The 21,566-nt window shown below is 63.7% G+C and carries 20 protein-coding genes and 1 pseudogene; 13 read left to right on the top strand and 8 right to left on the bottom strand.

Going from position 1 to position 21,566, the window contains the following annotated elements; all coding sequences use genetic code 11:
- The first annotated feature begins 207 nt into the window (after nucleotides 1-207).
- From AC56PL_RS06235 to AC56PL_RS06225, 3 genes are all read left to right on the top strand, one after another.
- Nucleotides 208-972, top strand: coding sequence for a TetR/AcrR family transcriptional regulator (locus AC56PL_RS06235; RefSeq protein ID WP_497153270.1), 765 nt, complete (start codon nucleotides 208-210; stop codon nucleotides 970-972).
- 96 nt (nucleotides 973-1,068) lie between these two features.
- Entirely contained in the window at nucleotides 1,069-2,418 is a 1,350-nt protein-coding gene (locus tag AC56PL_RS06230; RefSeq protein WP_497153269.1) for a flavin-containing monooxygenase, read from the top strand.
- Nucleotides 2,415-3,317: an alpha/beta hydrolase gene (locus AC56PL_RS06225; protein WP_497153268.1), complete on the top strand. Its 903-nt coding sequence runs from the start codon at nucleotides 2,415-2,417 to the stop codon at nucleotides 3,315-3,317. Before AC56PL_RS06230 ends, AC56PL_RS06225 begins: the two co-directional genes overlap by 4 nt.
- Here AC56PL_RS06225 and AC56PL_RS06220 read toward each other — a convergent pair.
- Both AC56PL_RS06220 and AC56PL_RS06215 read right to left on the bottom strand, forming a co-directional pair.
- On the bottom strand, nucleotides 3,304-4,218 hold the full coding sequence (locus tag AC56PL_RS06220; protein WP_495515476.1) for an enoyl-CoA hydratase-related protein: 915 nt from the start codon (nucleotides 4,216-4,218) through the stop codon (nucleotides 3,304-3,306). The two genes, AC56PL_RS06225 and AC56PL_RS06220, sit on opposite strands and share 14 nt — an antisense overlap.
- Nucleotides 4,219-4,265: 47 nt before the next feature.
- Nucleotides 4,266-4,946: a hotdog family protein gene (locus AC56PL_RS06215; protein ID WP_495515475.1), complete on the bottom strand. Its 681-nt coding sequence runs from the start codon at nucleotides 4,944-4,946 to the stop codon at nucleotides 4,266-4,268.
- 114 nt (nucleotides 4,947-5,060) lie between these two features.
- Between AC56PL_RS06215 and AC56PL_RS06210 the strand changes: the two genes are divergently transcribed.
- The 3 genes and pseudogenes from AC56PL_RS06210 to AC56PL_RS06200 all read left to right on the top strand — a co-directional run bounded on the left by AC56PL_RS06210 (nucleotide 5,061) and on the right by AC56PL_RS06200 (nucleotide 8,376).
- The gene (locus AC56PL_RS06210; RefSeq protein ID WP_497153267.1) at nucleotides 5,061-6,737 is read left to right on the top strand and encodes an acyl-CoA synthetase; all 1,677 of its coding nucleotides are present in this window, start codon (nucleotides 5,061-5,063) and stop codon (nucleotides 6,735-6,737) included.
- A gap of 31 nt (nucleotides 6,738-6,768) precedes the next feature.
- Nucleotides 6,769-7,119, top strand: a pseudogene (locus AC56PL_RS06205) (Zn-ribbon domain-containing OB-fold protein); the annotation flags it as partial.
- A gap of 111 nt (nucleotides 7,120-7,230) precedes the next feature.
- Nucleotides 7,231-8,376, top strand: coding sequence for a thiolase family protein (locus tag AC56PL_RS06200; RefSeq protein WP_497153572.1), 1,146 nt, complete (start codon nucleotides 7,231-7,233; stop codon nucleotides 8,374-8,376).
- Between the two features lie 96 nt (nucleotides 8,377-8,472).
- On the opposite strand, the gene AC56PL_RS06195 is transcribed toward AC56PL_RS06200, so the two are convergent.
- Together AC56PL_RS06195 and AC56PL_RS06190 are read right to left on the bottom strand one after the other, a co-directional pair.
- Nucleotides 8,473-9,747 carry a cytochrome P450 gene (locus AC56PL_RS06195; protein WP_497153266.1) on the bottom strand — a complete coding sequence of 425 codons (1,275 nt, stop codon included), beginning with the start codon at nucleotides 9,745-9,747 and terminating at the stop codon, nucleotides 8,473-8,475.
- Nucleotides 9,748-9,819: 72 nt separating this feature from the next.
- Nucleotides 9,820-10,608 carry an SDR family oxidoreductase gene (locus tag AC56PL_RS06190; RefSeq protein WP_495515470.1) on the bottom strand — a complete coding sequence of 263 codons (789 nt, stop codon included), beginning with the start codon at nucleotides 10,606-10,608 and terminating at the stop codon, nucleotides 9,820-9,822.
- Nucleotides 10,609-10,789: 181 nt separating this feature from the next.
- Here AC56PL_RS06190 and AC56PL_RS06185 point away from each other — a divergent pair, with 181 nt between their 5' ends.
- Nucleotides 10,790-12,022 carry a cytochrome P450 gene (locus AC56PL_RS06185; RefSeq protein WP_497153265.1) on the top strand — a complete coding sequence of 411 codons (1,233 nt, stop codon included), beginning with the start codon at nucleotides 10,790-10,792 and terminating at the stop codon, nucleotides 12,020-12,022.
- A complete protein-coding gene (locus AC56PL_RS06180) occupies nucleotides 12,019-12,210 on the top strand; it encodes a ferredoxin (RefSeq protein WP_497153264.1) in 192 nt (63 codons plus the stop codon). The genes AC56PL_RS06185 and AC56PL_RS06180 overlap by 4 nt, the downstream gene beginning before the upstream one ends.
- A gap of 29 nt (nucleotides 12,211-12,239) precedes the next feature.
- Here the strand turns inward: AC56PL_RS06180 and AC56PL_RS06175 are convergent, their stop codons facing one another.
- The 4 genes from AC56PL_RS06175 to AC56PL_RS06160 are packed head-to-tail and all read right to left on the bottom strand — an operon-like array spanning nucleotide 12,240 to nucleotide 15,872.
- Nucleotides 12,240-13,037, bottom strand: a complete 798-nt coding sequence (locus tag AC56PL_RS06175; protein WP_497153263.1) for an SDR family NAD(P)-dependent oxidoreductase — start codon at nucleotides 13,035-13,037, stop codon at nucleotides 12,240-12,242.
- Nucleotides 13,038-13,065: 28 nt separating this feature from the next.
- Complete coding sequence (locus tag AC56PL_RS06170) at nucleotides 13,066-13,836, bottom strand: SDR family oxidoreductase (RefSeq protein ID WP_495515466.1); 771 nt, start codon at nucleotides 13,834-13,836, stop codon at nucleotides 13,066-13,068.
- A 52-nt stretch (nucleotides 13,837-13,888) separates the two neighbouring features.
- Complete coding sequence (locus AC56PL_RS06165; protein ID WP_495515465.1) at nucleotides 13,889-14,650, bottom strand: crotonase/enoyl-CoA hydratase family protein; 762 nt, start codon at nucleotides 14,648-14,650, stop codon at nucleotides 13,889-13,891.
- Between the two features lie 46 nt (nucleotides 14,651-14,696).
- Nucleotides 14,697-15,872: an acetyl-CoA C-acyltransferase gene (locus AC56PL_RS06160; protein ID WP_495515464.1), complete on the bottom strand. Its 1,176-nt coding sequence runs from the start codon at nucleotides 15,870-15,872 to the stop codon at nucleotides 14,697-14,699.
- Nucleotides 15,873-16,043: 171 nt separating this feature from the next.
- Between AC56PL_RS06160 and AC56PL_RS06155 the strand changes: the two genes are divergently transcribed.
- The 5 genes from AC56PL_RS06155 to AC56PL_RS06135 are packed head-to-tail and all read left to right on the top strand — an operon-like array spanning nucleotide 16,044 to nucleotide 21,552.
- Nucleotides 16,044-16,862, top strand: a complete 819-nt coding sequence (locus AC56PL_RS06155) for an enoyl-CoA hydratase/isomerase family protein (RefSeq protein ID WP_497153262.1) — start codon at nucleotides 16,044-16,046, stop codon at nucleotides 16,860-16,862.
- Between the two features lie 26 nt (nucleotides 16,863-16,888).
- Nucleotides 16,889-17,692: an enoyl-CoA hydratase-related protein gene (locus AC56PL_RS06150; protein WP_495515462.1), complete on the top strand. Its 804-nt coding sequence runs from the start codon at nucleotides 16,889-16,891 to the stop codon at nucleotides 17,690-17,692.
- Nucleotides 17,683-18,474 carry an enoyl-CoA hydratase-related protein gene (locus AC56PL_RS06145; RefSeq protein WP_495515461.1) on the top strand — a complete coding sequence of 264 codons (792 nt, stop codon included), beginning with the start codon at nucleotides 17,683-17,685 and terminating at the stop codon, nucleotides 18,472-18,474. The genes AC56PL_RS06150 and AC56PL_RS06145 overlap by 10 nt, the downstream gene beginning before the upstream one ends.
- Entirely contained in the window at nucleotides 18,474-19,979 is a 1,506-nt protein-coding gene (locus AC56PL_RS06140) for a class I adenylate-forming enzyme family protein (protein ID WP_497153261.1), read from the top strand. The genes AC56PL_RS06145 and AC56PL_RS06140 overlap by 1 nt, the downstream gene beginning before the upstream one ends.
- Nucleotides 19,972-21,552, top strand: a complete 1,581-nt coding sequence (locus AC56PL_RS06135; RefSeq protein WP_497153260.1) for a class I adenylate-forming enzyme family protein — start codon at nucleotides 19,972-19,974, stop codon at nucleotides 21,550-21,552. Before AC56PL_RS06140 ends, AC56PL_RS06135 begins: the two co-directional genes overlap by 8 nt.
- The last annotated feature ends 14 nt before the right edge of the window (nucleotides 21,553-21,566 follow it).

The following is a 21,566-nucleotide window of genomic DNA, read 5'->3' as shown; positions in this document are numbered from 1 at the left end:
GGTAGTGCATTCCACAAGGGTTTGCACAGGCCACGGGGGCCACCCTCACGTCGGCCGAGCCCGCTGCCGCATCAACAAACGGAGACCCAGCTCACAGGACTGGCAGCGGTCGATACTGCACGGTCTTCGGTAACGTTTACGGGGACGATCAAGCACGACGGCGGACGCGCTCGTCGGCAGACGAGTGTTGACGGAAGTGGTGTGGAAATGGCAAAGCAAAGCGCTCCAGTGAAGCGGCAGAGGCGAGAGCGTGGATCCATCGATCCCAACGACATCATCGAGGGTGCCTTCGAACTCGCCGAAGAGGTCTCGATCGACAACCTCAGCATGCCGTTGCTCGGCAAACACCTCGGCGTCGGAGTCACCAGCATCTACTGGTACTTCCGCAAGAAGGACGACCTTCTCAACGCGATGACCGACCGGGCGCTGGGTCAGTTCGCCCGCCAAACCCCGTTCCCGCAGAACCGGCCGTGGCGCGAAACGCTCAGCGAACATGCTTACGGGATGCGTGAGACATTCACCGCCAACCCGATCCTGTGCGACCTGATCCTGATCCGGGGGTCGATGAGCCCACGGGCCGGACAACCCGCTGCGCAACTGATCGAGCTGGCCGTCGCCAACCTGGTCAAGGCCGGACTGTCGCTGGACGACGCATTCGACACGTACTCGGCAGTCCAGCTCCATGTGCGTGGTTCTGTTGTCCTGGCGCGACTGCACCAGAAGCAGAAGGCAGCCGACCCCGAGGCCCGTGCGTACTACGAGCACCTGATCATCACCCCGGAGACGACGCCGCTGCTCTCCGAAGGCGTCGGACGCGGGCACAGCATCGGTGCGCCGGACGACAAGAACTTCGCCTTCGGTCTCGAATGCATCCTCGATCATGCGAGCCGGCTGATCGAGGCCACTTCGGCAGGGGCGACAAAGTCATCGTCATCGCCACGCCGCAACGGAAAGACACCTGAAGCGAGTTAGCCAAACCGCCTGCGAACACGGCGAATACAAACCAGACTCATCGAAGTGGCCTCATGGACAAGGCATACGACAACATTTCGGCTGAGATGAGATCGAATGGGCATCGCTACGGGGTCCGGATCCGCTGGTTCACGCTCCACCGGCATCATCGGCGCCGGTATCGCCGGCCTGACAACCGGCAAGATGCTCGGCGACTACGGAGTGCCGTACACCTGCTTCGAGTCCTCGGACCGGATCGGCGGCAACTGGGCCTTCCAGAATCCGAACGGTGTCTCCAGCGCCTATCGTTCGCTGCACATCGACACCTCGAAGCATCAGTTGTCGTTCCGGGACTTCCCGATGCCCGACGAGTTCCCCGACTTTCCGCACCATTCGCAGATCAAGTCCTATCTCGACGACTATGCCGAAGCCTTCGATCTCTTCGAGCGCATCGAATTCAACCGTGCGGTCCTGCGAGCCGAGCACCACAGCGGCGGCGGCTGGACCTTGCACACCCGCGACGGCGAGACCCATGACTTCGAGTTCCTCGTTGTTGCCAACGGCCACCATTGGGATCCCCGCCACCCCGAATTCCCCGGCGAGTTCAGCGGCGAGACGATCCACTCCCATCAGTACATCGATCCATCCGAACCCCTCGATCTGCGCGACAAGAGCATCCTCGTGGTCGGCATCGGCAACAGCGCCGCGGACATCACCGTCGAGGTCTCCTCGCGAACGCTGAACAACACCGTTTATCTGTCAACCCGCTCGGGGTCCTGGATCGTCCCCAAGTACGTCGCCGGGCGACCGGTGGACAAGTACGGACGTGCACTGCCGTACATCCCGAAACGATTGCAGCGCAGGATGATCAATGGCTTCGCCGAGTTCATCTCGGGCGATCCGGCGCAGTGGGGTCTACCGAGGCCGACGCACCGCTTCCTCGATGCACACGGCACACAGTCGATCGAACTGCCCCTGCGGCTCGGCTCCGGTGACGTGACCCCCAAACCCAATGTCCGGCAACTCGACGACCGGACCGTGCACTTCGACGACGGCACCAGCGCCAAGGTCGACGTCATCATCTATGCCACCGGCTACAACATCACCTTTCCGTTCTTCGATCCTGATTTCATCAGCGCTCCGGACAATCGCATCGCGCTATACAAGCGCATCCTCAAACCGGGTTTCGACGATCTGGCCTTTGCCGGCTTCGCACAGTCGGTTCCAACTCTTTTTCCGTTCGTCGAATGCCAGTCCCGATTGATCGCCGCCTACGCCGCGGGGGCGTACCGGCCACCGGACGTCGACGAGATGCAGCGGATCATCAAGGCCGACGAAGACATGTATCTGCACAATGTGCTCGACCGTCCCCGACATACGCAGCAGGTCAACTTCTTCGACTACGAACGTCAGATGAGGCTGCAGGAACTCCCGCAGGGGCGGCGCCGAGCAGGAGCACAGCGGTGAGGAGTCGACTCGTGTTCTCCTCCGGCGGTGTCGACATCGATGCCTGGCACTTTCCCGCCACCGACAACCGACTTGCCGGTGGCACCGGCAGACCCGTGGTGGTCATGGCGCACGGTTTCGCCGGTACCAAGGACTGCGGACTCGAACCCTTCGGCCGGAGCCTGGCCGCCGCCGGGCTGGACGTCATCGCGTTCGATTACCGGGGTTTCGGTGCCAGTGCGGGGCAGCCACGCCAGGTCATCTCACTACCAGGGCAGGTGCAGGACTACCGCGCCGCGCTCCGGCAGGCCGCGCTACTCCCCGAAGTCGATCCGCAGCGGATGGTGCTCTGGGGTGTCTCGATGGCAGGCGGCACGATCCTTGAGGTTGCGGCCGGTCGCAGCGACATCGTCGCGCTGATCTCGCTCACCCCATTGGTGGCCAGCCGCCCGGATCATCGGGCGCCTCGGGTGGCAAAGCTTCTTGCTCAAGGACTTCGAGACAAGGCCGCAGCAGCACTGGGCCGACCTCGGATCATGGTGCCCGCGGTCGGACGGCCGGGTTCGCGCGCACTGCTGGATGTGTCCGGCACGTTCGACGCCTATACGTCCATTGCCGGACCCACCTGGCGCAACGAGGTGAACGCCTCGATAGCGGTCGAGGCCATTCGGCACCGGCCCGACCGCTTCGCCGCGCAGGTGCGTTGCCACGCCCTGTTCCAGATCGCGGATTTCGACCGCTGCGTCGCGGTTGATGCCGCGATCAAGACCGCGGTGCGGGCCCGCGCGCAGATCCGGCACTATCCCTGCGATCACTTCGACGTGTATCCGGGTAAACCTTGGCACGAAACGGTTGTCGCCCATCAGGTGAAGTTCCTGACCCGCGCGTTGACCACCGGTGCAGGTCTCAGAGGTTCTTGATGTCCTCACGTTCGACGTGAAAGTGCTCGTCGCGCAATCGAAATGCTTCCCTGGTCCCGTGCTCGGCTCGCGTCTTGACAAAGTTGAACTCCCCCGGCGCGAACTGCAGGTTCGTCCCGAAGGCGTGGAAGAGGTAGCTCGCCACTTCCTCTCCCTGATACGCCTGATTCTGCTCCACCATCCGAAACGCCTCTTTGGCGATCACCACGCCATCGGCTGGCATCTTTGCCGCCTTGCGCGCCCAGTAGCGCGCAGAAGCGGTCAGGGATTGCGGGTCACAGGTCTCAGTGAAGACGCCCAGATGCTCCACCTCTCCGGCACCGATGATGTCGCCCGTCAACAACATTCGTCTGGCCAGCACCGGTCCGAGGCGATGGAAGAACATGTGCAGGCTGCCCAGAGCCGGGCCCAGGAACCGGGTCGCGGGCATCCCGATCTTGGTGTCCCTGGCGATGACCGAGATATCGCACATGAGCGCCATCTCGAATCCGCCGCCCAGCGCATACCCGCCGATCTCGCCGACGGTGACCTTCGGGAACCCCAGGAACTCGTGGTAGAAGCCAAATGACTTGCGGTCCACATTGAGTCGTCGACGCTGACTGGGCCTGCGATTCTTCGCGGTGCCCGCAGCGTTCCCGTCGGCGCCGTTCTCCTCGCCGTACCAGCCGTATGCGTTGTTCATGTCGGCACCCGTGCTGAACACACCCTCCGCGCCGCGCAACAGCGCGACCGTCACGTCGTCGTCATCGGCGACCACATCGAGGCACCGGGCCAGATCATCGCGCATGACCGCGTCGTAGGAGTTGCGGCGTTGCGGATTGTTCAGCGTGATCGTGGCGATCCGGTTGTCGCGGTCCACCTCGAACAGGACCCGGTCACTTCCAACAGTCGACGATGTCATCTGCCACACTCCTTATCGATTCGCACGGGGATGTGCGGTGGTACGCATCAGTTCGAAATCCTGCGTTTGCCGTGGCGCGAGCCCGCCAGTTGATCGGGAGGTAAGGCCACCGCGGTGACCTGCGCGCCGCACAACACCTCGTCGCCGAGCAGCAGGCGCGCCGTCGAGATGAGCTCGCGGCCCTGCGGCGACCGGTCGATCTCGAACCGCAACGGGGTGAGCACCGGCGTCGGCCGTCGGTAGGTGATGTTGAGCGAACGGGTTTTGCCCGATAGTCGTACCGCACAATTCTGGTGCTGTACAACACAATCGAAGAACACACCCAAGAACCCGCCGTGGACCAATCCCGGTGGACCTTCGTAGGACAACCCGAACTCCACCCGTCCCGATGCGCTACGGGGGTCGAGGTGGTCGAATTCGTACTCGGGGAAGCACGGATTGAATGCACCGACGTCAAAGGCGTGGTCGAGGTAGATCCGCCGATCCGCACCTTGCTCATCTCCGAATCGCGGCGCCGGATTCGGTGGCGCTGCCACGGCGAGTTCGCGCTCCCACTGCTCACACTGGGCGGCAATGGCATTCATCGTCGGGTGCTCATGTTCGAGTGAGAGTGCCACGTCTATCAGCCGGCGGATGGCCGCTGCGGCGGCGACCGTCTGGCCCAGCGGCGCTTCACCATAGCTCGGTCTGACGCTCTCGGCCGAGGTCACCCGTTCATCCGGCGCCATGGTCCCACTCCTTCAAAAGCTTGTCGCAAAAGACTGTCGCAGGCATTCCCGTATACCTTACAGTAGTGGGCATCGGGCCACCTGTGGCCGCGAAGCCGCCATCGAGGAGGAATTGTGTCCAACACGGAGACCGGGGCCGAACCGACAACTACCGAGTTCACCGTTGGAGCGGCTGCCGACGTCGTCGCCGCCGCGATCGGCGACCGCGTTTTCATCTCCCAGGGCGACGCTCACTACACCCACGCCCAGGTCGCGGACCGCTCCAAACGCCTTGCCTCCTACCTCCATTCGTGTGGACTGGGTGTGCACAGCGAACGCGATGGACTCGCCGGCCACGAAACCGGTCAGGATCTGCTCGGCATCTACGCCTACAACGGCAACGAATACATCGAGGCGCTGCTCGGTGCCTTCCGGGCCCGCGTCGCCCCGTTCAATGTGAACTACCGGTACGTCAGCGACGAGCTTCGGTACCTGCTCGCGGACGCAGGCGCCAGTGCGCTGGTCTATCACTCCGTGTTTGCCCCACAGCTCGCCGCGGTGCTGCCCGACCTCCCGCACCTGCGAGTGCTCATCCAGATCGCCGACAACTCGGGAAACGATTTGTTGCCCGGCGCCGTGGACTACGAAACCGTCATCGCCGAGAGCTCCCCGGAATCACCGCCCGTCGAACCTTCGCCGGACGACCTGTACGTCCTCTACACCGGCGGAACCACGGGTATGCCCAAGGGTGTGCTGTGGCGTCAGCACGACATTTTCGTCGCCGCCTTCGGTGGCCGGAATCTCGCCACCGGTGAGCTCGCACGGTCGTACGAGGACATCGCCATCCGCGTGGTCGACAACCCCGGCATCAAGATCGTGGTGTTGCCGCCGCTGATGCACGGAGCCGCCCAGTGGGCCGCCATGCAAGCGCTGAGCACAGGCCAATCCCTGGTGTTCCCCACCGTCGTCGACCATCTCGATCCCCAGGACATCGTCGCCGCGATCGAACGAGAAAAGGCCGGGGTGGTGATGCTCGTCGGTGACGCCGTTGCACGGCCGCTGCTCACCGCGCTGGAAGACACCTCGGCCGACCTGACGTCCCTGTTCGCCGTGGCCAACGGTGGGGCGATCCTGACGCCGACCATCAAGGCACGACTGATCGACGCACTCCCCAAAGCCATCGTGATCGACGGTGTCGGGTCGTCCGAGACCGGCGCGCAGATGACCCACTTGTCCACTGCGGACGCGGTTTCCACCGGTACGTTCAATCCCGGACCGGACACCTTCGTCCTTTCGGAGGACCTCCAGGCGGTCCTCGAACCCGGACACGACGGCATCGGATGGCTGGCTCAGCGCGGACACGTACCGCTGGGCTACAAGGGTGACGAAGCGAAGTCCGCGAAATCGTTTCCCACCGTTGCAGGCATCCGCTACTCATTACCCGGTGACCGCGCACGACTGCTCGAGAACGGCACCGTTGCACTGCTCGGCCGGGATTCGGTGACCATCAACTCCGGCGGTGAGAAAGTCTTCGTCGAGGAGGTCGAGATGGCCATCGCCTCGCACCCGGCGGTGAGCGATGTCGTGGTGGCCGGACGTCCCAGTGATCGCTGGGGTGAGGAAGTCGTTGCGGTGGTGTCGCTGATCGATGGCGCAACAGCAAGTTCCGAAGACCTCGTGGATCACGCGGCCAAATCACTCGCCCGATACAAACTGCCCAAGGCCGTTCTGTTCCGGACTGCGATCCAGAGAAGTCCCGTGGGCAAAGCCGACTATCGCTGGGCGCGAAAGGAAGCGGCCACCGGCCACTGATCGGCGTTCCACCCCATCTGCAGAACCACGAATGGAGTGCTTGATGCAAAAAGCCTTGGCGCCGGAGATCTCGACCTGGCCGAACGAGGATCCCCAGCTGATCGGAAGTCGTTGTGGCGACTGTGAGGCCACGGTGTTTCCCGAACACAAACTTTGCCCGCGATGCAGCAGCGATCAGGTGTCGGCGGCGCTGCTGCCACGCCACGGAACCCTGGTCGCGTGGACCACCCAGGGGTTTCTCCCGGGAGCTCCGTACGCCGGGCGCGAGACCATGAAGACCTTCACGCCGTTTGCGGTCGGTCTGGTCCAGCTCGGCGATGTGGTCCGGGTGGAGGGTCGATTGACCGAAAGTGACACCGCCAAACTGCAATTCGGGATGGACGTCGAGCTGACGATGATCCCGTTCACGGCCGACGACGACGGCAACGAGATCGTGACGTTCGCCTTCCAGCCATCTGACACCGCGCCCACCGACCACCAGAAAGGTTTGAAGATGACAGAGGTCGCGATCATCGGAGTCGGACTGCACCCGTTCGGCCGGTTCGAAGGCAAGTCCGCCATGGAGATGGGCGTCGACGCCGTCCGCTATGCACTCAAAGACGCCGGCCTGGAATGGAAAGACATCCAGTTCGGTGTCGGCGGCAGCTGGACGGTCGCCAATCCGGACAACATCGTCGGAATGTTGGGGCTCACCGGGATTCCGTTCACCAATGTGTTCAATGCCTGCGCCACCGGCGCCAGCGCAACTCAGGTGTGCGCCGACACGATCCGCGTCGGCCGCTATGACATCGGGATCGCGATCGGCCTGGACAAGCATCCGCGCGGTGCGTTCACCGAAGACCCGACCCTGGTGGGGATGCCGAAGTGGTATGCCGAGAACGGTCAATACCTGACCACGCAGTTCTTCGGCATGAAGGCCAATCGCTACCTCCACGACCACAACATCTCACCGCAGACCCTGGCAAAGGTGGCCGCCAAGAACTACCGGAACGGCGCCCTCAACCCGAATGCGTTCCGCCGCAAGCCGATCTCCGAAGAAGACATCCTGGCCTCGCCGATGCTCAACCATCCGTTGACGCACTACATGTTCTGCGCACCCGACGAAGGTGCCGCCGCGGTGATCATGTGCAACGCCGACATCGCCCACCGCTTCAAGACCAAGCCGGTCTTCGTGAAGGCCGTTGAGCTGCGGACGCGCAGTTACGGTGCCTACGAGGTCAACACCACCTACGGCCCCGTCGACGAGGATGTGGCGCCCACCGTCTACGCGTCCCGCGCTGCCTTCGAAGTCGCCGGGGTATCACCGGAAGACGTCGACGTGATCCAGCTCCAGGACACCGATGCCGGAGCCGAGGTCATCCACATGGCCGAAGCGGGCTTCTGCGCCCACGGCGACCAGGAGAAGTTGCTCGCCGAGGGTCTCACCGAGATCAGCGGTCCGATGCCGGTCAACACCGATGGTGGCCTCATCGCCAATGGTGAGCCGATCGGGGCCTCCGGCATCCGGCAGATCCACGAGCTGGTGCGCCAACTCCGCGGTGAGGCCGGCGACCGTCAGGTCGGCGGCAACCCGAAGGTCGGGTTCGCCCAGCTCTACGGCGCCCCCGGCACCGCAGGCGCCACAGTCCTGACCACCTGACCGCACCCCCGCACCACCAAACGCTCCGCTTATGCGAAGACGCTCCGCATATTTGCGGAGCGTCTTCGTACAAGCGGAGCGTTTGCGCGGGGCGGCTCAGGCGAGGCTGACCGACATCCGTTTGACCCCATGGACGAACGTGCTCTGGAGGTATTCGGGTTCACCGAGGGTGACGTCGGGAACCCGGGTCAGCAGTTCGTAGAAGAGATGGCGCAGTTCCATTTTCGCGAGTTGCGCTCCCAGGCAGTAGTGCGCTCCCCCGCCGCCGAAACCGACGTGGGGGTTGGGGTCGCGCGTGATGTCGAACTCGTGGGGACGATCGAAGACTTCCTCGTCGCGGTTACCCGAGCAGTAGAACAGACCGAGCTTTTCACCAGCCGCGATCTTTGTGCCGCCGAGTTCGGTGTCGACCAGTGCATGCCGGGCAAACGAGACCACCGGCGTCGACCACCGGACGAACTCATCGACGGCGGTGTTGATCCTCCCGTCGAAATCCTCCAGTAGCCAGGCCTTTTGGTCGGGATTCTCGACCAGCGCCTTGAACACGTGGGTCGTTGTCTGCTTGGTGGTGTCGTTGCCTGCCGAACCGAGTAGCACCATGAACGAGCCGATATCCGTGTCGGACACCTTGTGCCCATCGACCTCCGCGTTGATGATGTTGGTCATCAGGTCCTCGCGCGGGTCTTCGCGTCGACGGGCAGCGAGTTCGATCCCGGCATTCTGGAGGATCCCGAGCTGACCCATGACGTGCATCGCCCGCTCCTCCAGGGACGCGTACTCGTCATCGCTTCCGCCCATGAGACTTTCGGCAGCGTAGGCGACGGCCTCCTGATTCTCCGGCTCGATGCCGATCATGTCGGAGATGGTCTTCATCGGCAGCTTCGTCGACAGGGACGACACGAGGTCGAACTCTTCACCGGTGCGCAGCCGCGTCAGGAAATCGTCCACCACCACACGCGCATTCGTCCGGATCTGATCCTCGATCCGCTTGACCTGCCGCGGCGTGAAAGCCGAACTGATCAGCTTGCGGTGCCGGGTGTGATCTGGCGGATCCATCGCCAGGAAATAGGTTGTCATACGCTGGATCTCGGCAGGCATCGGATCGAGCGACACCCCCAGACTGGATCCGAAAACGGCGTTGTTCTGGCTGACCTCACGGATGTCCGCGTGCCGGGTCAACGCCCAGTACCCGGTCTCCTCGTGTGGAAAGACCGCGGACACCGGAGCATGCCAACTCAGACCCTTCTCACCGCGCAACTGGGCGAATGTCTCATCACGCGTACGGAAATCACCGGCCTTCCAGAAGTCCTCGGCCGAAATGTCGAGCCGGTGATACGGATGCGGTGAAACCGGCGCACTGTCGATGGTCATCGATACCCCTGGATCTTGTTGTTTGGCTGAAACTCTGGAGAGTCACCCCGCAGGACTTCGCGACGGTCGCCGCTACAGCGCGATCGGTGGCCCGGCCATCATCGACGAGACAAAGCCACCGTCGACGTGAATGTCTTGTCCCACGATCCAGCCGGCTCCGGGTGAACCGACAAAGTCGATGACCGGAACGATGTCTTCGACGCCTGCATGCCTGCCCACGGTGGCCTTCACCGAATCGAGTACGTCCTTGCCCATCGATGCCTCGAAATCGGTGAGGATCGGGGTCTCGGTGGGCCCCGGACTGACGATATTGACCCGTACACCGTATTTCGACAGTGCCGGGCCCGCAATCCGTTTCGCGAACAGGATCGCCGCCTGTTTCGACGTGCTGTAGACGGGGTAGTTCGGATCCTGCGTCGCCTGCCATGCCACCACCGCAGCCGGTTCGGTCGCATCGAGCAGTCCGGCGAGATCTGCGGCCCGCTGCTCCCAGCCCAGCGCCGCCACCGAGGCGACCACCACGACTGCGCCGCCGGTGTTCAGCAGCGGCAGCATTCCGGCGGTCATCAAACGCATGCCCAGGTAGTTGACCAGCAACACGTCATCGGCAGGCGCCGTCCCCGGGACGCCGGCCACATGGGCCAGCAGGTCCCAGCCGGAGCCGATGTCATCGAGGAGCGCCGTGATCGCCGCCGGATCACGCAGATCAACCTGGCGATGCTCCGACGCCGGTGTCGCATTCGGCTTGACATCAACTGCGAGAACGTAATCCCCCCGCGAATGGAAGTGGGCAGCGGTCGCCGCACCGATCCCCGACCCGGCTCCCACAACCACCACTCTGCGCTGCTGTGCACTGCTCATGTTGCCACAACCCCGTCGTCGTACGATTGACTGTAAGTCCAACAGTAAACGGTTTGGTCGCGCCAGGGCAATAAATCCACGACTTCTTGGCTTGCACGCGAAACAGATATAGTATGGCTTACGGTATCAGGCAACAGTGGGCGCTGCCCCGGCAGTCGTGCGGCACAGCGGTGGAGGAAGTATGACCAAGTTCGAATCTGGGCGAACCACGTTCGAGGCCAAACTCGTATTCGATCCGTTCTCGCAAGAGTTCTTCGACGGTGCATACGACACCTACCGGCGAATGCGTGAAGAAGCCCCGGTCTACTACAGCGAAGAATATGACTTCTACGCACTGAGCAGGCATGCCGATGTGGCACACGGCCTCACCGACTTTGCCACCTACTCGTCCGCGCGCGGTGTGGACCTCGCACAGGTCCGCGTCGGCGGCGCCGAGAAGTTCAAATCCATCATCGTGATGGATCCTCCCGACCACCGTCATATGCGCGGACTGCTCAGCAAGGTGTTCACTCCGCGGGCCATCAACGCACTGCGGCCGATGGTCACCGAACAGGTTGATCGCTTTCTCGGCGAGGTCGATCCGGACGAGTTCGACCTCGTCCAAGACTTCTCGGTGTATTTCCCCGTGGAGGTCATCACGCGGATGCTCGGAGTGCCTGCCGATCGCAGGCAGCAGATTCGGTTGTGGGTCGACGAGATGCTGCATCGCAATCCCGGCCAGGTCGAGATGTCGGAGGCCGGGTTGCAGTGCGCCATCGACACGGCGATGCTCTACTACGGGCTCGCCCAGGAGCGCCGCGCAGATCCACAAGACGACATGCTCACCAAGCTGGTCAACGCCGAGATCGAACGCGAAGACGGCAGCACAACCGGCCTCGACAACATCGAAATCGCCAGTTTCACAACGTTATTGGGTGGAGCAGGCGCCGAGACCGTCGCCAAGCTCATCGGCAACGTGGGCGTACTCTTCGCCAAGCACCCCGATCAATGGGAGATGCTGCGAGAAGATCGCAGTAAGATCCCGGCGGCGATCGAAGAACTACTTCGCTATGAGGCCCCGGCACAATACAACGTGCGGTATTCACTCAAAGAGGTGGAACTGCACGGCGTCACCATTCCGGCGGGCAAGCCGGTGTTCCTACTCGGTGGCTCGGCCAACCGCGATCCCGAGGCCTTCACCGACCCCGACACGTTCAACATCGACCGCGATCGTAGCGAGGCACAGAACCTCGCCTTCGGGTACGGGATCCACAGCTGCCTCGGTGCCGCACTCGCGCGCATGGAGAGCGCCATCGCCATCGATCGGTTGCTCGACTTCATGCCGAAGTTCACCGTCGACGCGGACCGCTGCAAACGGGTGACCATGCAGAATGTGGCCGGATGGAGCAACGTACCCGTCCGGGTGATCCGATGAGAGTTCAGGTCGACTTCGGACTGTGCGAAAGTAATGGCTTCTGCATGGCCGTGATCCCGGAGGTCTTCGAGCTCGGCGACGACGACATGCTCACCGTCCTGCACCCCGAGGTCACACCCGAAAACCTGGACCTGATCAAAGAAGCGGTGCGCCAATGCCCCCGTCAGGCCATCACGATCGCTGAATGATCACCGCCGGCCTGATGGTCGAGTGCAGATCAGGTGAAGTCGGTGCCACCGTCGACGTTCACATTCGCCCCGGTCATGTACGAATTGGCACGTGAGGCCAAAAATGTCGCCACGCGTGCTATTTCGTCGGGTAATCCGGCCCGCGGCAGGTGCGCGGGATGCCCGAAGTGTTTGTCGATCGCTGCCATCAGTTGATAGGGATCGTCACTGTCGATGCCAACCGATGTGGCCCATGCGATCAATGAATCCGACGCCACGCTGCCCGGCGAGATCACGTTGACCATGATCTCGTCCGGCGCCAGGTACAGCGACAGATTCTTGGAGATACTGGTGACCATCGCCTTTGCCGCCGTATAGGCCGGTAACCGAACACTCTGTCGCTGTGTGGAACCGGCCGAGAAGTTCACCACCCGCGCCCATTCAGCCTGCCGCAGAAGCGGTAGTGCCGCCCGGACGGTGTGGACCATTCCCATCACACCGTCATCGAATCCGGCTTGCCACTGCTCATCGGTGAGGGTCTCGAAGTCGCCCTGTACGTTCGGGCCTGCAGCGTTGATCAGCACATTGAGGCGGCCATCCCACCGCTGCCCCAGCTCGTCGAAGACCTCGATCACCCGTGCCTGATCTCGGATATCCGCGACCAGGCCGACCGCATCCGGGCTACCGGACGTGGTGAGTTCGGCGACGGCGCGCTCGAGGTCGGAAGGTGTCCGGGCCAGGACGGCAACGCGCGCACCCTCTTCGGCAAGGCAGCGGGCGGTGGCCAGGCCCATTCCCCGGCCACCGCCCGCCACCACTGCAGTGGCACCGCGAAATCCTAGATCCATGATTCTCGATCCCTGCGCTGCGGCGTGTCTACTTCGGCTGAAAGCGCTGGGCCCCGTCGATCCGGACAACCTCACCGTTGATGTAGGTGTTCTCCAGGAGGTAGTGCGCCAGTCCCGCGAACTCGTCCGGTTGGCCGAGCCGCTTCGGGAAGGGCACCGACGCAGCGAACTTCGCCAGTCCTTCTTCGCCGAGCAATTCCATCAGCGGGGTCCGCATGGTGCCCGGAGCGATGCTGTTCACCCGGATGCCCACCGCACTGAGGTCACGGGCGGCGGTCAGCGTCAGCGAGATCACTCCACCTTTTGCTGCGGCATAGGCGGATTGGCCGATCTGTCCCTCATATCCCGCGATGGAGCTGGTCATCACGATCGCGCCGCGAGCACCGTCGGCCTTGGGCTCGCGGGTGGCGATGTTCGCCGCCGCCAGCCGCAGCACGTTGTAGGTGCCGGTCAGATACAGCGCGATCGTATCGGTGAAACCCTTCTTGGTGTGCGGGGTGCCGTCGCGGTTGACCACTTTTTCCAGGACCCCGAAGCCGCCGTGCGCGATCACCACGGATCGGAAGTCCCCCAGCTCTTCGGCTTTGGCGATGGCGGCGAATACCGAGTCGTCGTCGAGCACATCGGTGCGGACGTAGGCGACCTTGTTGCCCAGTTCCTCTGCCAACGCCAGCGCCTTGTCATCGGCCAGATCGGCGATGACAACGGCGGCACCCTCGCTGTGGAGTTTGCGGACGGTTGCCGCGCCGAGGCCTCCCGCGCCTCCGGTGACAAGTACTGACTGACCTTCAAATGACACGGAAGTCTCCTAGAAGTGAAGTGTTACAAAGTGTTTGCGGAACGGGTGAGGACTATTCGCCCGACCAATTGGGCTTGCGCTTCTCCGCGAAGGCCACAGCACCTTCCTGGGCATCCTTGGAACCGAAGATCGGGATGATCAGCTCCATCTGCTTTTCCCACATCTCCTGTTCGCTCCAACCACGAGATTTCACGATGATCTCTTTGGTGGTCGCGACCGCGAGCGGGCCGTTCGCGGTGATCTTCTCGGCGAGTTCCAGTGCCTTGTCCAGTGCCTCACCGGGTTCGGCGACAACGTTCACGAATCCGAATCCGGCGGCTTCCTCGGCGGTGAAGCTGTCGCCGGTCAGTGCCAGTTCCAGGGCCTTCTGATACGGGATGCGATCAGGCAACCGCAGCAATCCGCCGCCCGCGGCCACCAGCCCCCGCTTGACCTCTGGGATACCGAACTTCGCTGTCTTCGATGCCACCACCAGGTCTGTGGCCAACACGAGTTCGGTTCCACCGGCCAGTGCGTAGCCCTCCACGGCCGCGATGATCGGCTTGACCGGCGGCTTCTCGGTGAAGCCCATCCCCTTGCCTTTGATGTGCACCATCTCCCCGGCAGCGAAAGCCTTCAAATCCATACCGGCGCAGAAGTTGCCACCCGCCCCGGTCAGCACCGCAACCGACAGCTCCGGACTGCTGTCGAGTTCGTCGACAGCATCGGCCAGCCCCTGACTGACCGCCAGGTTCACCGCGTTTCGCGCCTCCGGACGGTTGATGGTGATGACCAATGTGCGCCCGCGACGCTCGACAATGACCTCGTCTGACATGCCTTACCCCTCGTTGGATGATGTTGTTTCGGACCTCGAAGAAAACTCAGACCTCGACGACAACGGCGCCACCCTGGCCGCCGCCTGCGCACATGGCCGCGACTCCGATGCCGCCGCCCCGTCGCTTCAGCTCATACAAAAGCGTGGTGACCATCCGCGCGCCGGACGCGGCGATGGGATGTCCCAGGCTGGCGCCACTTCCGGAGAAGTTGACCCGCTCTTCGTCGAGCCCGTACTCGCGCACGGCTGCGATCGGCACCGAGCAGAACGCCTCGTTGATCTCCCACAGGTCGACGTCCCCGGCCGCAAGGCCCGCGCGATCGAGGACCTTCCCGATCACCGCGACCGCACCGAGCCCGGTGTCGCGTGGCGCGAGCGCCGAAGCAGCCCATGCCTTTACGGTGCCCAGGACCTCCAGGCGCTCGGCCAGCGCGTAATCCTCGTCCACCACAACCACGGCCGCTGCGGCGTCATTGATCCCACTGCTGTTACCCGCGGTGATCGAGAAGCCGTCGATCTCGGGATGCAGGACCGGCAGCGCCGCCAACCGTTCCAAACTGCTGTTGCGCCGGGGATGTTCGTCGACGCTGAAGTCGACAACCGTGCCATCGGGCAGTTCGATCTTCAGTGGGAAGATCTCGTCGGTGAACTTTCCGGCGTCGATCGCGGCGATCGCACGCTGATGCGAACGCAGCGCCCAGGCGTCCATCTCGGCGCGGCTGATGCCGACCGCCTTCGCCGTGTTCCACCCCACGGTGATCGACATGTCGAGGGTCGGTGCGTCCGGCGTCTCCGGATGGCTCGGCGGCATCCAGCCCTCTTTGAACTCCAGCTCCGGGCCCGGGATCCGCCACTTCATCGCCGGCCCCGTCGACAGTGATTGCACACCGCCGGCCACCACAACGCGCTCCATTCCGTATCCGACCTGTGCCGCCGCGTTGCCGATGGCGGTGAGACTGCCTGCGCAGTGGCGGTTCACCGCCTGTCCGGGCACGGTTTCCATCCCCGCGGCGACCGCGGCGTAGCGCGCCAGGTCACCACCGCCGTAATGCGACTCGGCAAGAATCACGTCGTCGACTGTTGCGGGATCGACGCCCGCGCGGCGTACGACCTCGGGGAGGACGGCGGTCGCGAGTGTCTCGGCAGGTGTGTTGACGAGCGCACCTTTGAACGATCGGCCTATCGCCGTCCGTGCTGCACCAACGATGACGGGTGTGGGCATTTTTCCAACCTCGGGCTCTCGGGCCGCGTCCCCGCGAACGGGCGCAGCGTGATGATCACAAGCGGCGAATCCAAATCGTAGCATCTACCGTAGGTCTAACAGTATGCTTATTTGGAACCTGATCGACGCCTTCGGTTCACCGCGGCACAGCAGAGAGGTGTGGACTACATCATGGGCGACTTGAACCCGCCGGATCCGGCCGATGGAGAACTCACCGTCTCTGCCGACGGCGGAGTACTGCGCATCGTGATCGATCGCCCATCCCGGCGAAATGCCATGACCCACGCGATGATCGACGCTTTCGTCAAGGCTTTGACCGACGCCGCGACCGATGACTCCCTGCGGGTGGTCCATATCCGCGGCAGTGGCGACGACTTCTGTGCCGGTTCGGATTGGGTGGCAACGAACAGGACCGATCAGCGACCCCGGGCAGGCAATCTGATCCGCCGTATCCCCCATACCGTGCACCGGGTGATCGAATTGGTCACGACCATTCACCTCCCCGTGGTCTGCAGCGTGCGAGGTTGGGCGACCGGACTGGGCTGCAGTCTGGCACTGGCTGCCGACTTCACGGTGGCCGACGAGCGCGCCGTCTTCTGGGAACCGTTCATGGCGAGAGGCTTCACGCCCGACTCCGGTGCCACCTGGCTGCTGCCGAGACTCATCGGCATCGCCCGGGCGAAGGAGATGCTCCTGCTCGGCGAAAAGGTGACCGCAGCCCAGGCGCAGGAGTGGGGCATGATCCACCGGGCCGTCGCCGCCACCGAGGTCGACAAGATCTCCACCGACTTGGTCGACCGCCTCGCAGGCGGGCCCACCGTCGCGATCGGTCTGGCCAAGGCATCGATCAATTTCGGTCAGGGCGCATCTCTCACCGACACGATGAACCACGAACTCACGGCCCTGGAACTGGCTTGCAGAACAAGCGATTTCAAAGAAGGGCTGTCCGCGTTCAAAGAACGCCGGACACCAGACTTCGATGGTCGATGACCATCTCCCGACCCCGAGGAGCACCCATGTCGTTCGACTGCATCAAGTATGAGGTCGACGGCCACACGGCCACCATCACCCTGAACCGTCCGGAAGCACTCAACGCACTCAGCCCTCACATGATCACCGAGTTGCGCAGCGCCTACGACGAGGCCGAGAACGACGAGGCCGTCTGGCTCATCATCGTCACGGCTACCGGGCGGGCATTCTGCACCGGGGCCGACGTGAAGGAGATCCCCGGAGACGGCAAGGTCATCAACGAGCGTCCGTATCTGTCGACCTACGATCAGTGGGAAGCACCGCAGGAGGGCACCCCGCCGTTTCGCACCATGGCCAAACCGATTGTGGTCGCGGTCAACGGGTTGTGCTGCGGCGCCGGGCTCGATTGGGTCACCACCGGCGACATCGTGATCGCCTCCGACAAGGCGACCTTCTTCGATCCCCACGTCAGCATCGGCCTGGTCGCCGGCCGTGAGACGGTCCGACTGGCCCGGGTCCTGCCCAGATCGGTTGCCCTGCGGATGGCTTTGATGGGCAAACACGAACGGATGAGCGCGCAACGGGCCTACGAACTCGGGATGGTCAGTGAGGTTGTCGAACACGACCGGCTCCTCGAACGTGCGCACGAGATCGCCGCGGTGGTGAATTCGAATGCGCCCCTGGCGGTCCGGGGTACCCGGCTGGCGATCATCAAGGGTCTTGACCTCCCGCTCCACGAAGCCGAGATGCTGGCCGAATCATTCCGCGAGCGTGTCACCCGCACCGAGGATGCACTCGAAGGTCCCCTGGCCTTCACCGAGAAGCGCGCACCCCATTGGCAGTGCCGATGAGCAGGTCATTCGACACCCTTCTACTCGAGGTCGATCCGACCGACCGAGTTGCCACCATCACCCTGAACCGGCCCGACCAGCTCAACACGTTCAATCGGACGATGTGTCACGAGATGGCCGAGATCTGGCAGACGGTCAAAGATGACAACCGGGTCAACGCGGTGGTCTTGAGGGCAGCCGGAACCCGCGCGTTCAGTGCCGGACTCGACATGAAATCGGCCTACGGCCAACCGAACATCGTCTGGAATCACGAGGATCCCGGCGAATTGCTGAGCCCGAAGTGGCAAAAGGTGTGGAAGCCGGTGGTCTGCGCGGTGCAGGGCATGTGCACCGCAGGTGCGTTCTACTTCGTGAACGAGGCCGACGTGGTCATCTGCTCATCCGACGCGACGTTCTTCGACTCACATGTCTCTGCCGGTCTGGTATCGGCTCTCGAACCCATCGGGTTGATGCGGCGGGTCGGCCTGGGCGACACCTTGCGGATGGCACTGATGGGCAACGACGAGCGGGTCAGCGCGCAGACCGCCCTTGACATCCGATTGGTCACCGAAGTGGTTCCGGCCGAACAACTCTGGCCGCGGGCCCACACCATCGCCGCAGCCATCGCGGCCAAACCACCCACCGCCACCCAAGGCACCGTGAAGGCGATCTGGGAATCGCTCGACAAACCGTATCGGGCTGCCATGGACCAGGGCCTGATCTACACCCGGCTCGGCAATCCGATCGGCAAAGACGAACTCGCCGCCGCACCACTGGTCAAGCAGACGCCGAGGATCCGCTGATGACCGACCCCACCGACGTCTCCATCCGGCATCCATTGGGCAGGCGCATCGCCGATGTCCTGGCCCTGCAACCGGATACGCGCGCGATCGAACACGAGGGCACCTGGTCCACATGGGGTGACCTCGCCAGACTCGCCGACCGGGTCAGCGACCTGGTCCATCGCTCCGGCGTCGACCGACGCGTCGGCATCCTGCTTCGCAATCAACCGGCACACGTGGCCACCCTCCTTGGCGTGTTGATGGCGGGCGGCAGCGTGGTGGTCATCAACCCGTCACGCGGAGACGATCGCACGCGAGCCGACATCACCGCCTTGAACCTGCCGCTGATCATCGGAACCGCCGATGACATCACCACACTGGTTGCAACGTCACCTGATTCGACCGTTGCGTCCATCTCCGACCTGACTTGCCCGCCGGTGTTGCAGGAAGCCGGCCGGGTGAGCGTGGACCGCGAGCACGTGGACGCCGACGTTGCCGTACACATGCTGACCAGCGGCACCACCGGTCCACCGAAGCGGGTGGACATCACCTACAACATGTTGGCGCGCAGCGTGATGGGTCACGACCGGACCTGGCCGACGTCACCCACTGAGTTGCGCAACGGAGTGGCGATCGTCAATGCGCCACTGGTGCACATCGGCGGGATCTACCGGGTACTGCAATGTGTCAGTGAGGGCCGATCCTTTGTCCTGTTGCCGCGCTTTGATCTCGACCGGTGGGCCGATGCCGTTCGCGCCCACCGGCCCCGGGCGGTCTCCCTGGTCCCCACCGCGTTGCGGATGGTCTTGCACTCGGACCTGACCCGCGATGATCTGCGCAGCATCAAGGCGGTGACCTCGGGTACCGCGCCACTGTCGGTCGAGGACGCCGAGGCGTTCACCGAGAAGTTCGGGATTCCAGTCCTGACATCTTATGCGGCAACAGAATTCGGTGGCGGTGTGGCCGGCTGGACCTTGCCTGACCATCAGCAGTACTGGGAGAGCAAGCGAGGCAGTGTGGGTCGGGCATCCGGCGGCGCACAGTTACGTGTGGTCGATGTTGACGGCATACCGCTGGACCCCGACGAATCCGGGGTGCTCGAGGTCAAACCGGGTCAGATGGGTGCCTCGGCACCCTGGCTTCGGACCACTGACCTCGGTCGCATCGACCCCGACGGTTTCGTGTGGATCCTCGGGCGAGCCGATCAGGCGATCATCCGCGGTGGATTCAAGGTGATGCCCGACGATGTGAGGCTGGCACTCGAACGTCATCCCGCCGTCGCCGGGGCCGCCGTGGTCGGCCGCGAAGACCCGCGACTGGGCCAGACCCCGGTGGCCATGGTCGAACTACGTACGAACGGATCGGTCGATGCCGACGCATTGTGCGACTACCTGCGGAAAAATCTGGCGCGCTACGAGATTCCCACAGCGATCGCCATCGTCGACGAGATACCCAGGACCCCCTCCGGCAAAGCCGATCTCGGTGCTGTCCGCCGCCACTTCGACGTTGGCGGTTCACATGCCTGATCCCCAGGCCACAGCACTCACCGTCGACCGAGTGGTGAAATCCGTTGCCGCACAGTACCCGGACAAACCGGCCGTCATCGATCCCGACCACCGGATCACCTACGGCGACCTCGATGCCTCAACCCGGGAGGTGGCAGCAGGTTTCATCGAGGCCGGGGTCGGGAAGGGTTCCCGGGTCGGGTTGATCATGCCCAACAGTGCCCGCTGGGTACAGATTGTTGTCTCGCTCACCCGGATCGGGGCCGTGCTGGTCCCACTGAGCACGCTGCTATCGCCGCGAGAACTGGTGGCACAGTGCGAGGTTGCCTCGATCGAGTACCTGGTGAGCGTTCGTGAGTTCCGTGGGCACCGATATCTCGACGATCTGCAGGCGGCGCTGGATACCGGCGATCTCACCGACCAAATTCTCTACCACCCCGCATTGCCCTCGCTGCGGCGGGTCTGGACCGACGACGGCCTGCCTCGGGCGGCCGAGCCGTCGACGATGGCACAACTCGTCGACGCGCTGGCCGAAACCGTACATCCCGACGATCCGCTGGTCATCACCTTCACCTCCGGCAGCAGCGGCATCCCCAAGGGTGTTCTCCACTCGCACGCAGGCGCGCTCGGTGCGGTGGTGTCCGGACTCGCCGACCGATGCATCACCGCCGATACCCGCCTCTACGTTCCGATGCCGTTCTTCTGGGTCGGAGGTTTCGGGAGCGGTGTTCTCTCGACACTGCTCGCAGGCGCAACGCTCGTGACCGAGCAGATCCCCCGGCCAGAAACCACGCTGCGCCTGCTCGAACGTGAACGGGTCACCCTGTTTCGCGGTTGGCCCGATCAGGCCGAGGCACTCGCCCGGCACCAGCAGATTGTCGGGGCAGACCTGTCCTCGCTCGTCGCCGGCAGTCTGGATGCCCTGCTGCCCGCCGGCCAACGAGCCGCACCGGGTGCCCGGGCCCGCCTGTTCGGCATGACAGAGACCTTCGGTCCCTACTGCGGATATCCGGCGGATACCGATATGCCCCGGTCCGCCTGGGGTAGCTGCGGAAAGCCGTTCGCAGGCATGGAGGTTCGGATCATGTCCGAGCAAGGCCCGGTACCCACCGGATCACCCGGAGAAATCCAGGTCCGCGGCCCGCATATCCTGCGCGGGATCTGCCGGCGAGGACGCGACGACACCTTCACGCGCGATGGCTTCTACCCCACCGGCGACCTCGGCCACCTCGACGACAACGGATTCTTGTTCTACCACGGTCGATCCGACGACATGTTCAAGGTCAGCGGCGCCTCGGTGTACCCGAGCGAGGTGGAGAAGGTGCTGCGCGGGATCGCCGGCATCCAGGCGGCGTATGTCACCGATGTGCCGGTCGGCGGCGCACAGCAAGTCGGCGCAGCGATCGTCTGCGACACCTCCACCACCTCGGTCGAAGAATTGCGAGCCGCGGCGGCCGCCGCGCTGAGTTCGTTCAAGGTGCCCACCGTGTGGCTCCTTGTCGATTCGGACGACGACATCCCGCGTGGCGGCACCGGCAAGGTCCCGGCGCCACAACTCCGTGAACTGCTGTGCACCACCGCCGGTGGTAACTGAATGCACAGTCGAAC

It is taken from the genome of Williamsia sp. Y721, assembly GCF_059683565.1.
Note: the sequence above shows the minus strand (reverse complement) of the source record. Positions and strands in the feature narration are given on the sequence as shown.

What these genes read in the sequence shown, in the direction of transcription:
- AC56PL_RS06165 (WP_495515465.1), bottom strand. Translation starts at nt 14,650, where the DNA reads ATGTCAGACGAGGTCATTGTCGAGCGTCGCGGGCGCACATTGGTCATC.
- AC56PL_RS06155 (WP_497153262.1), top strand. Translation starts at nt 16,044, where the DNA reads ATGGGCGACTTGAACCCGCCGGATCCGGCCGATGGAGAACTCACCGTC.
- AC56PL_RS06140 (WP_497153261.1), top strand. Translation starts at nt 18,474, where the DNA reads ATGACCGACCCCACCGACGTCTCCATCCGGCATCCATTGGGCAGGCGC.
- AC56PL_RS06215 (WP_495515475.1), bottom strand. Translation starts at nt 4,946, where the DNA reads ATGGCGCCGGATGAACGGGTGACCTCGGCCGAGAGCGTCAGACCGAGC.
- AC56PL_RS06180 (WP_497153264.1), top strand. Translation starts at nt 12,019, where the DNA reads ATGAGAGTTCAGGTCGACTTCGGACTGTGCGAAAGTAATGGCTTCTGC.
- AC56PL_RS06200 (WP_497153572.1), top strand. Translation starts at nt 7,231, where the DNA reads ATGACAGAGGTCGCGATCATCGGAGTCGGACTGCACCCGTTCGGCCGG.
- AC56PL_RS06135 (WP_497153260.1), top strand. Translation starts at nt 19,972, where the DNA reads ATGCCTGATCCCCAGGCCACAGCACTCACCGTCGACCGAGTGGTGAAA.
- AC56PL_RS06230 (WP_497153269.1), top strand. Translation starts at nt 1,069, where the DNA reads ATGGGCATCGCTACGGGGTCCGGATCCGCTGGTTCACGCTCCACCGGC.
- AC56PL_RS06220 (WP_495515476.1), bottom strand. Translation starts at nt 4,218, where the DNA reads ATGACATCGTCGACTGTTGGAAGTGACCGGGTCCTGTTCGAGGTGGAC.
- AC56PL_RS06195 (WP_497153266.1), bottom strand. Translation starts at nt 9,747, where the DNA reads ATGACCATCGACAGTGCGCCGGTTTCACCGCATCCGTATCACCGGCTC.
- AC56PL_RS06175 (WP_497153263.1), bottom strand. Translation starts at nt 13,037, where the DNA reads ATGGATCTAGGATTTCGCGGTGCCACTGCAGTGGTGGCGGGCGGTGGC.
- AC56PL_RS06185 (WP_497153265.1), top strand. Translation starts at nt 10,790, where the DNA reads ATGACCAAGTTCGAATCTGGGCGAACCACGTTCGAGGCCAAACTCGTA.
- AC56PL_RS06150 (WP_495515462.1), top strand. Translation starts at nt 16,889, where the DNA reads ATGTCGTTCGACTGCATCAAGTATGAGGTCGACGGCCACACGGCCACC.
- AC56PL_RS06190 (WP_495515470.1), bottom strand. Translation starts at nt 10,608, where the DNA reads ATGAGCAGTGCACAGCAGCGCAGAGTGGTGGTTGTGGGAGCCGGGTCG.
- AC56PL_RS06235 (WP_497153270.1), top strand. Translation starts at nt 208, where the DNA reads ATGGCAAAGCAAAGCGCTCCAGTGAAGCGGCAGAGGCGAGAGCGTGGA.
- AC56PL_RS06160 (WP_495515464.1), bottom strand. Translation starts at nt 15,872, where the DNA reads ATGCCCACACCCGTCATCGTTGGTGCAGCACGGACGGCGATAGGCCGA.